The 14,553-nt window shown below is 36.4% G+C and carries 15 protein-coding genes; all 15 read right to left on the bottom strand.

The window, feature by feature from the left end; all coding sequences use genetic code 11:
* Positions 1-5: 5 nt before the first annotated feature.
* From DZ858_RS05860 to DZ858_RS05790, 15 genes are read right to left on the bottom strand one after another with little or no spacing between them, the layout of a single operon-like run.
* A complete protein-coding gene (locus DZ858_RS05860) occupies positions 6-1,295 on the bottom strand; it encodes a phenylacetate--CoA ligase family protein (RefSeq protein ID WP_117158646.1) in 1,290 nt (429 codons plus the stop codon).
* A complete protein-coding gene (locus tag DZ858_RS05855; protein ID WP_117159531.1) occupies positions 1,295-2,968 on the bottom strand; it encodes a C45 family autoproteolytic acyltransferase/hydolase in 1,674 nt (557 codons plus the stop codon). Before DZ858_RS05855 ends, DZ858_RS05860 begins: the two co-directional genes overlap by 1 nt.
* A 2-nt stretch (positions 2,969-2,970) precedes the next feature.
* Positions 2,971-3,846, bottom strand: coding sequence for a cupin-like domain-containing protein (locus tag DZ858_RS05850; RefSeq protein WP_117158645.1), 876 nt, complete (start codon positions 3,844-3,846; stop codon positions 2,971-2,973).
* Positions 3,833-6,274 (bottom strand): MMPL family transporter, encoded by a 2,442-nt coding sequence (locus DZ858_RS05845; protein ID WP_117158644.1) that lies wholly within the window; start codon positions 6,272-6,274, stop codon positions 3,833-3,835. The genes DZ858_RS05850 and DZ858_RS05845 overlap by 14 nt, the downstream gene beginning before the upstream one ends.
* Positions 6,267-7,496: a DUF2062 domain-containing protein gene (locus DZ858_RS05840; RefSeq protein ID WP_117158643.1), complete on the bottom strand. Its 1,230-nt coding sequence runs from the start codon at positions 7,494-7,496 to the stop codon at positions 6,267-6,269. The genes DZ858_RS05845 and DZ858_RS05840 overlap by 8 nt, the downstream gene beginning before the upstream one ends.
* Complete coding sequence (locus DZ858_RS05835; RefSeq protein ID WP_158548353.1) at positions 7,483-7,875, bottom strand: hotdog family protein; 393 nt, start codon at positions 7,873-7,875, stop codon at positions 7,483-7,485. Before DZ858_RS05835 ends, DZ858_RS05840 begins: the two co-directional genes overlap by 14 nt.
* A gap of 4 nt (positions 7,876-7,879) precedes the next feature.
* Positions 7,880-8,503: a LolA family protein gene (locus DZ858_RS05830; protein ID WP_117158641.1), complete on the bottom strand. Its 624-nt coding sequence runs from the start codon at positions 8,501-8,503 to the stop codon at positions 7,880-7,882.
* Position 8,504: 1 nt separating this feature from the next.
* On the bottom strand, positions 8,505-9,269 hold the full coding sequence (locus tag DZ858_RS05825) for a polysaccharide deacetylase family protein (RefSeq protein WP_117158640.1): 765 nt from the start codon (positions 9,267-9,269) through the stop codon (positions 8,505-8,507).
* Complete coding sequence (locus DZ858_RS05820; protein WP_117158639.1) at positions 9,263-10,288, bottom strand: beta-ketoacyl synthase chain length factor; 1,026 nt, start codon at positions 10,286-10,288, stop codon at positions 9,263-9,265. The genes DZ858_RS05825 and DZ858_RS05820 overlap by 7 nt, the downstream gene beginning before the upstream one ends.
* Positions 10,288-11,481: a beta-ketoacyl-[acyl-carrier-protein] synthase family protein gene (locus DZ858_RS05815; protein ID WP_117158638.1), complete on the bottom strand. Its 1,194-nt coding sequence runs from the start codon at positions 11,479-11,481 to the stop codon at positions 10,288-10,290. Before DZ858_RS05815 ends, DZ858_RS05820 begins: the two co-directional genes overlap by 1 nt.
* A 10-nt stretch (positions 11,482-11,491) precedes the next feature.
* Positions 11,492-12,073 carry a hypothetical protein gene (locus tag DZ858_RS05810; RefSeq protein ID WP_117158637.1) on the bottom strand — a complete coding sequence of 194 codons (582 nt, stop codon included), beginning with the start codon at positions 12,071-12,073 and terminating at the stop codon, positions 11,492-11,494.
* Between the two features lie 19 nt (positions 12,074-12,092).
* On the bottom strand, positions 12,093-12,350 hold the full coding sequence (locus DZ858_RS05805) for a phosphopantetheine-binding protein (RefSeq protein ID WP_117158636.1): 258 nt from the start codon (positions 12,348-12,350) through the stop codon (positions 12,093-12,095).
* The gene (locus DZ858_RS05800; RefSeq protein WP_147309575.1) at positions 12,350-12,973 is read right to left on the bottom strand and encodes a 3-oxoacyl-ACP synthase; all 624 of its coding nucleotides are present in this window, start codon (positions 12,971-12,973) and stop codon (positions 12,350-12,352) included. The genes DZ858_RS05805 and DZ858_RS05800 overlap by 1 nt, the downstream gene beginning before the upstream one ends.
* Positions 12,963-14,114, bottom strand: a complete 1,152-nt coding sequence (locus DZ858_RS05795) for a beta-ketoacyl-[acyl-carrier-protein] synthase family protein (RefSeq protein ID WP_117158634.1) — start codon at positions 14,112-14,114, stop codon at positions 12,963-12,965. Before DZ858_RS05795 ends, DZ858_RS05800 begins: the two co-directional genes overlap by 11 nt.
* Positions 14,114-14,551: a hypothetical protein gene (locus DZ858_RS05790; protein ID WP_117158633.1), complete on the bottom strand. Its 438-nt coding sequence runs from the start codon at positions 14,549-14,551 to the stop codon at positions 14,114-14,116. The genes DZ858_RS05795 and DZ858_RS05790 overlap by 1 nt, the downstream gene beginning before the upstream one ends.
* Positions 14,552-14,553 lie beyond the last annotated feature (2 nt).

Here is a 14,553-nt window from a genome sequence, read left to right as displayed (position 1 = left end):
AATGTTTATGTCCGTCTATCAATAATAACCTGTGGCTTTCTATCAGTCTTTGATCTTCTTAACGCTTCAATGACTTCCGCTTTTTCAAAAACCAATTGTGGTGTCACTCGTAGCTTTGCTCTAAAATGATCTTTAATATCTTGGACTAATTGTTCTGAAGGATCTCTTGCAGCTATTTTCAACAAAATTTCGTCTGTTCCCAAATCGTTGGTCAAAATTTCGATTACAAAAGCTTCTACCGCCTCAAAATGCTGTAACACATTTAACATAGCTGGCGGATATAATGTCGTGCCTTTATATTTTATCATTTGCTTTTTTCTCCCTACAACTGGGCCCAATCGCAACGTATTTCTTCCGCAGGAACAAGGTTCTGAATGAGCCTTGAGCATATCACCAGTTTTAAAACGTACTAAAGGTATTCCTTCCACACCTAACGTAGTAATGGTCAACTCGCCTACTTCACCCTCTAAAACGGGTTTGTTTTCTTTATTTAAAATTTCAGTAATTATTAATTCGGGATGATGATGACCACCCAAATGCGCTTCACATTCGTTAAAAGCGGTGCTCATTTCGGTGGAAGCATAGGTAGAAAAAAGCTCGATATTCCATTTAGATTTTATTTTTTCAGAAAGAACATTTAAGGTAAAGTCCTGGTTTCTGATGGGTTCGCCAATACAGATGGCTGCTTTTACACTTGTTTTGTTTACATCTATATTATGCGCTTCTGCATAAGTTATTAGTTTTAACAAAAAGGAAGGTACGGTAATTAAATAGGTGGGTTGAAATTTTAAAATGGAATCCCATTGCAATTCGGGCACACCTGAGCCTACTCTAATAATCCCCGCTCCCAGTTTTCGAGCCCCTAAAAAATAAGCCATCCCAGCCATAAAACGACGATCCATCGTGGTCATTAATTGAATGATATCGTCTTTTGTTACCCCTGAACACGCAAACGAAATCGCTTCGTTATACGCCAATCGATCTAAATCGGCATCTGTTAACCCGATTACTACCGGCTCCCCCAACGTGCCGGAAGTAGTCACGTAATCTATTATTTGTTGCTTCGGAACACATAAAAAATCATCGTTATACGTTTGCAAGTCATCTTTGGTGGTCACTGGAAAGCGCTGCAAATCTTCTAATGTCTGTATGCTTTCCGGAGTAAGATTATGCTTTACAAACAGTCTTTTATAATAAGGCGATTTGGCATAAACATAAGCAGCAAGCTCTCTCAACTTCTGCTCCTGAAACGGTTTTATTTCGGTTTGGGATACTTTTTCTATTTCAGGGATCATTAGCGTAGTTTTCGTTTTGTTCTTTTAAGATATTTTTCCACCTTTTCCTCGTCAGGAACTGTGGTTATCTCTTTGCTTTCTGCCAAAGTAAAGGCTTTTAAGGCTTTTTCATACTGTGTATGTTCGTAATAATACTTCCCAGATAAAAAGTATGCTTTCCAATATTCAGGATTTAAAGACTGTAATTTCATTAATTGAGCAGCGCCTATTTCGGTTTCTTCTTCTAAAGCCTCCTCTACTCTACGTTCTAATATACGATAGGCTTCATAATCTTTAAATTCTTGGGAAACTGCAAAAGAATCTTCAGCAATGGTTAAGTTTTCTTCTGAAATGGGCTGACTTGAAAATCTCCTATTCTCATTAAAAATTTTGTTTAAATCATAAGCAACAAATTCCCCTAATTGATATGGGTTTGAAGACACCCAAACGGTTAAATCTTCGGGCTGAAATACAATTCCGTGATGCGCCAATAATTGATTCAGTGCTTTTTCGTTGCCGTAACCCAAAGGGATATTATCTAATCCTTTTTTATTCCGAAGAATAGCAACCGCTTCTGTAGGATTTATCTTTTGGTCTTCATTCAGCAGTTCTTCCATTCGATCAAAACGGTATTGTGAATGACTTTCTTTAATCCATTTTACATTTTTTCGATCGTTAGCAAAGGTTTCACTCTGAAAGTGGTTGGAACAGATTAATTCACTCGTATTCTCCACTTCGTACACGCCTAAATCATTTGGCGACACTTCAATAATAGCTGCTTTTCCATTGTTGGCACTGCCTACAAAAATAGCTTCGGAAACAAATACCTCTCGCTTTTTTGCGATTTCAATGGCTTCATCGATCGTGGAAGCATATTGCAATATCTCTCGTGTAACCAACGAAATAGGTGCTTTTGCTACTAACGGAATATCCGATTTTCCTGCATTAATCGTAACGGTCAATCCTTGATTGTTCATTCCGGAAACCACTCCCATCATCCCACCCCAAGTGACTGACATAAACGGATAGCCTTGATCGGGTTTTACAAAGGCGATTATTTTATCTTCTGCAAAAGCATCACCGGCGTAAAAATCGAAATTACGAGCAATGAGTAAGTTGCCATCTTCCGATTTTTCACCCCAAACCGCAAACGAACTGCAACCCACCAACATTAAATCTTTTAATGCGTGTCCAATATCGTGTGCTCCGTGCAAATAAAGTGCGCGTAAATAAGGTGGCGCTATGTTGTTAAATTCATCTGAAGCGTAGCGGGAAACACCATAGATTTCAGTTTTGTATTCTTCGGTTACATGTTTGTATAACTTACGGTTGTACCACGATAAAAATTTCCGAAGGAATTTTTGTTTTCCTTTTGAAGGCACCAATTCTTCTACTTTTTGAAGAAACACCCGCTCTTGCTTTTGAAGTAATTCTCGCGTTAAGCTTCCGGTTAACAAACCAATTTCAAGTGGGTCGCCTTCTACATACAATTCCCATTGGCCGTGTTTGTTTTTGGTAAGAAAATTGTTTCCGGCAACGTAGGTGGAATCGTTTATTATTTCCCGTTCAGGAATATCTGCTGTATATTGACTGATATCAGATCGATCTTGCAACGATTTTTTAACGCCACAAGAAGCCAACACCAACAAAAAAGAAAGGCAAAAAAAGTATGTAGAAACTGTTTGACTACGCATCATTATTGCGTGTTTTTAAATTTTCTATTGGTACGTTTTATCATACTGCTTTCCTTGTAATCCACCCACTTACTTCCTGCAATATAACGCATGATATTCTCAAAATTGCGCATAAACAACAAATTAGAAAGCAATTTTCCCAGTTTTTTAGGTTTCCGTGGAAATGCTCGAAGGCTAATGGAAAAACCAGCATCTTCATACGTAATATAATGCCAATAGCCGCTTGGCATGTACAACGCATCGCCGTGTTTCATTTCTACTGAAATTCCCTCAGCTTGTTGTAATGCTGGATAGGTTCCGAAATCTGGATTATCCATATCGATGGCTTCAATATTATGAACCGTAAATGGAACTCTATAAAGATTTTTCGCTTGTTTAGGTTCAAACAACATCGCCTTTTTAGTACCGTGAAAATGCACGTGCAGCAAATCGGCCAAATCCATATCGTAATGCGCTAATACTTTCGAGCCTTTTCCGCCAAAGAACATCACAGGAAGTTTTTTAAAAAACGGTAAGCCAATATCTGAATAATCAAAATCCTTGGTCAACGCTGGCATTTTTTGAAGCACATTGTAAAAGAACATCCGCAGATCGGTGGGGCCCGCTTTTAATAGTTCTATATAATCGTAAAGCTTCAACTTTTTCGCGGGAACTACAGATTTTTTATGTCCTTTCGTAGGTTTGTTATTGTACAGAGGTACAATTTGGTCGCCCGCTAATTGCTGTATGTACTCCAAGTTCCACTTCTCGTAGGCTGGCCATTGTTTTGCAAAACCTTCAATTAACACAGGACGTTGCGGTTTGTAATAGTTTTTTACAAACTCCTCTTTGGTGATAGAGGTTACTCGTTTTACAGGTGTTGTTTTAATGGTTCCCATCGGTACTGGTTCTTTTTCTAAAAATAAGAAGATTAAACAACAAAGGCTGAACGGTAAAGGCAATTAACATAGCTGAAAAAATACCAATTACCGATACCGCCGCAACCGATTGCAAAGCAGGATGTTTTGCAAAAACCAACACTCCAACACCTAAAATAGTCGTTACAACCGACAACAAAATAGCTGTTTTATGGGTTGCCAAAGTGTTTGTGTTTTCTTTATTCAATAAAGCGTTGGTAATAAAAATGCTGTAATCTACACCCAACCCAAAGATAAAGGCCGAAATGATGCTGTTAAATACATTAAATTGTAATTGAAATACTCCCATAACCCCAATGGTCAACAGCCACGTTAGACAAATAGGTACGGTTGTTACAACAACCAATTTCCAATTTCGGTAAAACAACAATAACGCTAACACGACCACGCCAAAACAATACCACAACAGTGTGTTAAAATCGTTTTGTAAGGTATTCAGTAGGGTTTCATTTAATTGTTTACGGTCAATCACTAATGTATTTTGAAGTTCCTCTATTCTTGTTTGAAGCATTTCTATTTGATTTTCATTTGCTTTTACAACCGAAGTCACTGTTACAAATCCATTTTTTTCTGAAATGTAATCGGCTATCATCTTGCTTCCAAATTCAGGATAATCAGATAACTCCAAAGGTTTATAGTTTGAATTCAAATGGTTATAAAATGATGCAAACGCATTGGACTTAAATCCTAATGCTTCTGAAGTGTTGTTAATGGAACTCTTTACATTTTCAAGCCGTTCTGATTTCCAAAACTGATTCCATTCCTGAATCTTCTCGTTTTGTTTTTCTTCCGAAGCGACCAAACCGCCTACTGAATTAAAAGCTTCAATTTCTGATTGTTTTTCTAATGCTTTCAGCAAACTATACACTGAATCATTTTGCTGTAATGCTTTTTCCAATGTAGCCCCATACGTGGTTACATACAAAGATTTGGATACCGAATTAGTTATCGTTTCCAGTTCTTCTTCAGCTTTTACAAGTTGCTCTGGTTTGTAGTTTAATTGTTCTAAATCTTTATTGAATTCAACCGAACTATAGCTAAAACAACTTATCACTAACAAAACAGCCAGACAAACGACCACCATTTTGTTTTTATGTATGGGATAGGCTGTGATACGATTAAAAACTGTTTTCTTTTTTGTATTTGAAACCGTCTTCTTTTTATACACCTGCGGAATAAACAACAACGCCATCACCGAAGCGCCCAACACACTCACTGCGGCGAAAATTCCTAAATCTTGCAACGCCTGTGACTTGATAAAAAGCAAACATAGAAAAGCCAAAGCCGTTGTCAAGCTGCTCATTAATATAGGCTTGGTAATGCTTTTGTACAATTGCTTGCCGGTTTCGCCATTTTTTATGTGTGTAAGGATATGTAAAGAATAATCTAAGGTAATGCCCAACAAAATAGAGCCAATCCCCAACGAAATAGCGGAAAGTTGCGGCCTAATCAATACCAAAAAAGCAATCGATACTAACGCGCCAAAAATTGTAGGGAATAAAATGATTAATGGAATCCAAACACTGCGATAAAAGCCAATAAAAATTAGCAATAGAATGGTTAATGCAATCCCGATGGTAAGTTGAATATCACTCTTTATTTGTTTTGCATTTGCAGCAGCAATAAAAGCCGCTCCATAATAATTGCTTGTTACTTTTCTATCAAATGTTGTATTTATTTGCTCTTGCAGTTGATACAGTTTCTTAGTGAAAGCTGTATTCTTTTCAGAATCGGAAGAAGAGAATTTTGGGGTGATGAATAACAAAATATGTTGCTCATCATCGGTCATTACAAAGCCATTTTTCAACTTAAACCCGTCTTCAATTCCTATATTTTTAAGGTTTTGCAATGCTAAGTTGGTAAGATGCAGTGGGTCTTTTAGAATTTCTTTTTTTGCAAGCATTCCCGAGGGCGACACCAAGGTTTTGTAATTCGCCTTCATGGTTTTTGAAATGCTATCTTTAGATAATTTATTTTTCAGAATTGCATAATCTGTTTCTGTAAAAAACAACGGAAGATTACCATACACAAAATCCATGGTCTCGAAAAGCGTTTCTTCTTTCGCAGCACCTTGAATGTTCTCTATATAATCCTTCTTTAAGGGGATTAAACTGTCTTTTAAAGCTGAAGCATAACCAACCAAATCTTCGGTCGTACCGCCTTCTTTTTTGATGTTTATAATTACCTTATCGGTAAAACGGATGTTCTTTAAAACCTTCTGAAATTGTTCATTTTCAGAATTGGAAGGTATTAATTTAGAAATATCTTCTTCAAAAGAAACTTGAAACGCTATGGAACACAACCCTGCGCAGATTACTGCCAATACTATAAAAAAGACCGCTCTCTGTTTCTGAATCGATGTATATAGCTTGAAGAAAAATCTATCCATCTGGCTGTATTTTCTTAGTATCGAAAAGGTAAAAACACAAATACGATAAACTTCCCAAAATAACTGCAGCCCCAACCGAAAGCGTGATGCTACCAATAAAATAAGCCTTTAACGAAGTAATCACTTCAAAATTATTGTTTACACTTGCTAATGTAACTTCATTATCTTGTCCCAAAACCCAATATCCTGTGGTTAAACTAGCTAAAAACACAAACGGAATAAATGGTGGCAAACTTATGTTTGAAAAGGCAAAGGCAATTACTTTGTTCAGCTTTAAAACAATAGCGAGAAATATAACGATTACGGTATGAAAACCCCAAAGTGGCGACAACCCAATGAAGAGTCCTAACGCTACCGAAAGTGCTTTTTTTTCAGGGGAATCGTTGTTTCTTAAAAACTCTTCATTCAAAAAGCGACGGATTCCTTTTTTTTTTAATTTTCTGAAGAAATCACGCGGACGAATATAAAAATACTTAACAATCAAGAACCAAATGATCAAAATGGTAATTCGAGCAATATCCATAAACGGTCGGAAATGCGAAACCCGTTCTTCTAAATCATACAAAACCTGAATAGGGACATTTTTAACCAAGATACCGCCCCAAATTGCTTTAACGATTACTTCAACTTCAAATTCAAATTTTTTGGTATTTCTGAAAAAGTTAATATCCTTCAATGCTTTTATTGGATACAGTCTAAAACCAGCTTGTGTGTCGTGCAATTCCAAATCGGTTACTGCTTTTACCCAAAAACTAGACACTTTATTGCCTTTTCGGCTTTGGGCGAGTACATCGGCCTCGTTCATATTTCGGTCACCGATCAATAACAGGTTTTTGTTTTCCGAAGCATCTAACCCATTAATAAATACTGGAATATCCGATGGAAAATGTTGTCCATCGCTATCTAACGTAATGGCATAATCAAAACCTAAAGAAACAGCGTGTTTAAATCCTTTTTTCAGTGCATATCCTTTTCCTTGGTTTTTGTTAATATGAATTTGCTCAATTTGCGGATACGCAGAAAGAATTTGAAGTGTCTCATCAGTAGAACCATCGTTGACCAAAACCACATCATCGGTGTATTTTAAAACACCATCCAATACCCGTTTTAGCGTTTTATAATTGTTGTAAGTTGGCATCAACACACAACACTTATACTGCTTGAGTTTTTGGGTTATTTCAAGATAAGTTGAATGAATTTTATTTTGCTCAGCCGTTTTCATGCACACGGTTTGTTTCCACAAAAATAGCATTACATTTTAACACGACCGTCCCATCTGGAAAAGTACTCGTGTTTTTTATTTTTATCGAATCCTCTTCTCGAATAAAAGACAAGTTCACGGTGAGATTGGATTGTATTTGAGGGTTCATCACCGCTGTGAATTTCACATTCGATGTTTTTTGAAGAAAAAGGGATGTTTCCAAATGTTCTTCTGAAAGTTCTTTTATTATTTGAAGCATACACACCCCAGGCATAACTGGATTATTCGGGAAATGGCCTTCAAATACGCGATGATTTTTATTCACCGCTACCGTTACCGAAACAGCATCTGCATCAATTACTTTTTTCTCTATAACCTGATATAAATTGGGCAATAACATCTTTTTACATTTTAAAAATCGAATCGGGAACCGGCACATTAATCTGTTTGTTCTTAAAGGTAATCAATGTAAAATCTTCTGAAGGTTCAATTAATTTCAATTGCGTTACTTGATAATCTTTTTCAGAAAAACTGAGCTGAAACGATGCGATAAAGCGCTTCATTCTCTTTTCTTTCGGAATAAAACTCACCATAAACCCTTTTTCGGTTTTGTAATACGAAATAGTAAAATCCTCATCTTTGAACATATCACCTTTTATACTATTGATAAGTAACGAGTTGAAACTTTCAAATAATTTATTGGAACTTAAATCAATGTTTTTTGTCGAGCCTGCTTCATGAACCGTTAATTGATTTCCTTTAAAAATCACTTCATATGTATACGGTTTGGTGTATTCCCAACGAATGGCATCGGGTGCTTTAAAAGTGAGTGTCCCTTTGGAAAGAGCCGCCTCATTTAAGAACTCCAATTGTTTTTCCTGTACAAAATCGCTTACAATGGTTTCGGTTTGTTGGGCGGTTTGTTCTACGTGCTGTTTAAAGTCTTTAATTTCAGTAGAAGTCAAAGGCGTTTGCGCAAAAGCTTGTTGCACAAGCAAACTGAATAGTATTATAAATGTAGGTTTCATATTAATTTTTAGTTAGTAGCGTTTCAATGGTTACAGCTTCGTATCCTTCTTTTTTCAGAAATTGCAACAAACGTTCCACAATTTCTGGGCATCGGGAATGTGTATCGTGCAATAAAATGATGCTACCTGGTGACAAACGTTTTTTTAAACGATTTAAAACTTTAGTAGGATTTTTTATAACCGTATCGTACGAACGGACATTCCAACCAATAATGGTATGATTTGTTTCTTTTACTGCTTTGGCAATTGAAGGATTGGTGACTCCATAAGGCGGTCTAAATAATGTGTTTGTTGAACCAGTTATTTTTTTAATTAAAGCATCGGTTTTTGAAAGTTCTTGCACAATCCTCGTTTTTCTGAAAAACCCAAAATTTGTGGCATGCGAATAGGAATGGTTTCCGATAGTATGCCCTTCAGCTAGTATTTGTTGCACGATTCCTAGATATTTCTCTATGTGTTTCCCAATGCAAAAAAACGTGGCTTTTGCGTTATACGCTTTCAGTATTTGTAAAATTTGAGGCGTAAATTCTGCATTTGGACCATCATCAAAAGTGATCGCTACTTGTTTTTTATTTTGGTTACCTTTTGTAAAAGCAGTAGTAAAAATTTGCCATCGCATAGTAAATGAGCCTAATGCTACGATTAAAAACCAAAGTAAAAGTATTGTTACATATAAAATAGGTGAAATCTTGAAGAAGAAATCAATTACGCCAATAGTGAGTAAAGCAATGGTGGCAACAACTGTTATTTGACCAAATTTTAGCATTGGGTTAAAAGTACAAAACTGTGTTGGCTTCCTTTAAATTGGTTGTACAATAAAACAGTTTTATACGATTTGCTTTCAGCTTTACGAATAAAAAAATCCTTTGGAAGCGTTTCACCTTCTATTAATTGCGCTCCCATCCAAAAAGCAAATGCGGAAGCTGTAAAAAATTCACCAATGTGTTTTTTGTACTGAAGAAAGTCAATTTTAGGAAATACCTCTTCAATATTTTGATAATAGACATCAAAAGCATCACCGTTATTTCCTAAAATTACGGCATCGATATCTGAAGCATCAACCTTGTTTCTTTTTAGAAAAGCTTGCATTTCAGCAACTATATTTTCGTCAGTAATTTTTGAATGAATTTCAACCGCTTTTAAAACCGCTACCGCTTCTTCTTTTTTTTCTGAAGACAATACACAAAACGTAGCCCCTTCACCTAAAGGCACTTGAATGGGTTGCTTTTGTTTTTGTTCAACTAAATGAACGTAATCCACAAATTCACTTCCCAATTCGTCCACGCCACCTATCAATATATTGCTAGCTTCTCCGGCTTCAATCTGTAATTGCGCATCTACCAAAGCCGATTCAAACGATACCGAACCATGGGTGTATGTTGTATTATAAGCCTTACATTTTAAGCCAAGCGCAATCTGCCCGGCAACGGTATTGTGTGTCGATTGAATAAAAGCTGTCGGTGTTAAAAATTGCTCGTCGTTTTCCAGTAAGGTATTCAAAAACGTTTCGGTATCGGCCATACAGCCCAAACCAGAACCGGTAATTATGGCGTCAGGTTGCTCTACATTAGCTTTTTCCAATGCTTTTTTTGATGCAGCAACCCCCATTTTAATGGCTGGTGACATTCTTCGCAATTGGGAAAGCGGAATAAAATCGCGATACGGTGGATGAACTGCTAAAATTTTATAATCTGCTTGTTCTTGTATTTCAGAAATAATCCCATCTTCAGCAAAACTGTCTTGTGCCGAAATACTCACTACGCTATGGATGTAACACGTTTTCATTATTTGGAAAATAGTAAGGTGGAACAATTTCCGCCAAAACCAAAGGAATTAGACAGTACATGTTTTAGTTCTTTTTTCTGAAGTTGGGTAACCGGAACCAAACTTGTTTCGGACATAGCCGTTTTAAAACCTAAATTGGCGAACATGCAATTTTCTTGCAACGCCAATATAGAAAATAAAGCTTCCACTGCTCCAGCAGCAGCCAGTGTATGACCTGTAAACGCTTTTGTGGAACTAAAACTGGGGATTTTTTCTTTAAAAATTCGTTGCAGCGCAATGCTTTCGGATAAGTCATTATTCTGCGTTGCGGTTCCGTGAGCATTCACATAATCAATCTCTGAAGATTTTAAACCTGCGACTTCCAAAGCTTTTTTCATGGCCAAATATGCCCCTTCGCCTGTTTTTGAAGATGCCGTTTGATGAAAAGCATCGTTGGCATTGCCATAGCCACTTACATAGGCTAAAACAGATTTGTTTTGCGCTGCAACTACCTCATCAGATTCCAATACCAAATAAGCAGCGGCTTCGCCTAAGTTTAAACCGCTTCGGTTGGCATCAAAAGGTGTACAATTGGTTTCGCTTAAAATCATCAATGATTTAAATCCATTTATGGTAAACTTTGACAACGCATCGGTTCCACCAACTACAACCCGGTCGAGTTTTCCCACTTTAATAAGCCGTGCCCCTAACATAATAGCGTTTGCGGCTGACGAACATGCGGTGCTAATAGTCGTGACATAACCGGTAATTCCTAAAAGTGTTGCTATTTTTTTTGTGCTATCGCCCGCATGATGGCTCGAGATGTATTTTTGAACTTCGGGGTTTGAAGCAAATTGTTTCCAGTATTTTTCGGTCATATCCATTCCGCCAACGGTGGTGGCCGAAATGAGTCCAGTTCTATATGTTGAAATGTCATTAATTTCAGCTTGTTCTAAAGCTTCCTTTGCTGCCAAAGACCCTAGCAAAGCCGTTCGAGTATAGTTATTATCTTCCGGAAGGTTTAATTTCGCAGCTATTTCAGTATTGGTAAAACCTACTTCCCCTACTTTAATGCTATTTTTATGATGCGTTTGAATGTGTTTTAAAATTCCTAATCCACTGTTTGAAGTAAGAAGCGCTTGCAGATTTTCTTCAACCGAACAACCAATGGCAGAAACAATGCCCATTCCGGTTATAGCGACTCCTTTTTTCATACCTTATTTTTTAATCAAAGAAAAATTCAATGAACGAAAATATAAAAATAACAAACACCACGATTGTTATTATATTTAAAGTAAAAAGTTTTCTATAGTTTTTGAATCTTGGAATAAAGATTAAAATTAAAGAACTGATTAAAACAAACAAAAAAGCAATATTAAATAATACACCTAAGATATCATTAATGTCATAGCCTGTTTGGCGATAATAATTTGAGTTAAATATCTCAGATAAATTATCAAAAATATAATCTGAGAATATCATAAACAACAGAAATACAAAAAGAGCAACCCATTGAAGTTTATTCAACAAGAGATTTTTCTTAATTATCAAATGAACCAAGAGAATGCTTTGAATATATATTAAGTACGGAAGTATTGCCATTGGATAATTAAAAGCCCAATTTCTAAACTTAGCTAAATCATCTCTGCCATATGCAAAAGTTGCTTGTGATTCAACATATCCAGGTACTAAAGCTGGATTAGAAATAAAATTCCAATTAACTATTAAAAATATTGTAAAAGCTGTACAAATTAATATAAGCAATAAGAAAAGAGTATTAATAATAAGCTTTGGAAAAGAAGCCATGTTTCTCTTATGAATTTTCTTATTTAGTACGATGCTCAGTAATATAGGTTGCCAAAACATTAATGGACTGAAAAATCTCTTTGCTTTTTTCAGGATCGGTCAGTTTTATACCGTAATCTTTATCGAGCATCACAATTAATTCCAAGGCATCGATAGAATCCAATCCTAAGCCGTCGCCAAATAACGCATCGTCATTATCAATATCTTCAATGGTAAATTCTTCGAGGTTTAATTGCTCGATGATATTTTCTTTTAGTTCCTGTTTTAATGCGTCCATCAACTTGGGGTGTATAATTTTTTAATTGATTCTTCCGTATGCGGAAGGGTTCCATTTGGGGATGCCAAATATAAAAAAGAATTATATCCTTTTTCATCTATTTCGGTCCAACCACACAAAACCTGCTTTGCTTTGTTGTTTTGCGTTAAACTTTCAGCATATTGCTTCAAAAATAACGGATTAAAATCATCAAAGGCAAAAAAAGCATTTTCACCTTGTATCTTATGCCGAATGCACACTTCGCCCATCCCAATATTAGGCAATGTAAACACAAATACTGCCGGACTGGGGTAAAAATTTTCAATACTGTTTATAGAGTCTTGATACTTTCTATCGGTATCCAAACTCGCACTTTTATTGGACAATACAACCGCTAAGCTTTCTTTTTCTTCAGAAGAGATTGTCACTTCATTCATTAAAATTTCAGCAGTTAAAAAGGTGAGTTTACTCAACCGATCCATCTTAAAAAATTTAGGGTATTCCCAGTGCTGGTCTTTGTAAACTTGTTTTGCAGATGCTGAAAATGTTTGTTTATTATCAACAGTTATAATTTCCTTGCCATTGCAAATTACCATTCCGTTTTGTACGCTGCACCACGCTTGTATGTTTAGTTTATTGTTCAAAAGCGACTTTTTTAAAGAGTACGGCTGCATTACTACCCCCAAAACCAGAAGCGGTTTTTAAAAAGGTGTTTACGGTGCAGTTTTCAACTTTTTGAATGATATTCAACGGTTTTGAAGTTCCCGATTCGTCATATCCTAACGACGTAAACAATTTATTTTGTTTCATTGCTTCAAAACCGACAATGGCCTCTACCAAACCAGAAGCGCCCAACGTATGCCCATAATAGCCTTTTAAACTATGTAAGGGAACCTGTTGCAGGTTCGCCCGGTTGAACGCAATAGCTTCCATTTCGTCATTATAAATAGTTGCGGTTCCGTGGGCGGAAATTAAGTCAATATTATTTGCTGAAATTTTAGCTTCTTTCATAGCAGATTGAATACTTTTCAGCAAACCTTCTCCTGTTCGTGATGGACCCGAAATATGGTTGGCATCGTTACACGAACCATCTCCAACGACTTCGATAATTGTATTTTTATTTTTTTCAGAAGAAACCACGACTGATGCCGCCGCTTCGCCAATGCTAATGCCATTTCGGTATTTTGAATAAGGTTTGCAAGGGCCATCACTCAGTGCTTGAAAGGTGTTAAACCCGGTAACAGTAAATTTAGAAACTAAATCGCCCGCAACAACTACAGCATTTTCACATACATTGTTCTGAATAAGGCGTTTAGCGACCGCAACCGCTAAGATTCCTGAAACACACGCGTTGGAAACCACGATCGGTTCTTCTTTAAAACCAAAAAAAGATTGAATTTTCTTTCCTAAAACCGGCAAATACGCTCGTTCTTCTGAAAAAGAATTATCAGGATCGAGTGCGTCGATACTTCCCTTTGTGGTCGCAATAATCAAGGCGGTTTTTTCTGAAATATGAAGTTTTGATTTTTCTACCGTTTCAGCAACGGAAAGTAACATCATTTTCTCCAGCTTCATAAATTTTGAAGGGTCACCCAATTTTTCAAAAGCAGCATCAATTTTTTCTGAAGCTATCATCGCTGCGTAAAAAGGGGTGTCTAAAATATCCGTACAATGTTGTTCTTGAATTCCGGATTGTTCCTTTTCGATAGCAGATACGTTTTCAGAAACTGAAAACCCCAAAGGGGTAATAAGCGAAGCTTCTTGTATGTAAACAGGTTTCTGCATTACGGTTTTAACATCGTTTTCATTTCGGTGGTCGCAATCACTTCTTGCTCTAATTTAGTTATGGTTTTTACCAAAGTAATTCCTATCGCTGCGTGAATAATTTTCACTTCAGTTTCAATGGTTTTATTGATAGCTGGTGTTTTTAAAATTTCAGCTTTTTTAATGGCACCAATATAGCCTTCTTTGGTCGGTTTTTCTTCTAAATATTCCGTATATCCGGTGTGTAAGGCCACCGATTGAGCAATGTGTTCCAATAACCCTGTTTCAGATAAAAATCCATCAGCAACAAAAATATTTTCTTCGGAAATAGTCAGTTCTGAAACTAAGGATTTTTTATCGTAATACATTAAAGCATCGACCATAATCATAGGTTGGCGCTGTGGAAGGAGTTCTTCCAATACAAAAGGATCAGTAATAGGGAATCGTAATTCTTTCAAAA

It is taken from the genome of Marixanthomonas ophiurae, assembly GCF_003413745.1.
Taxonomy (GTDB): Bacteria; Bacteroidota; Bacteroidia; order Flavobacteriales; family Flavobacteriaceae; genus Marixanthomonas; species Marixanthomonas ophiurae.
Note: the sequence above shows the minus strand (reverse complement) of the source record. Positions and strands in the feature narration are given on the sequence as shown.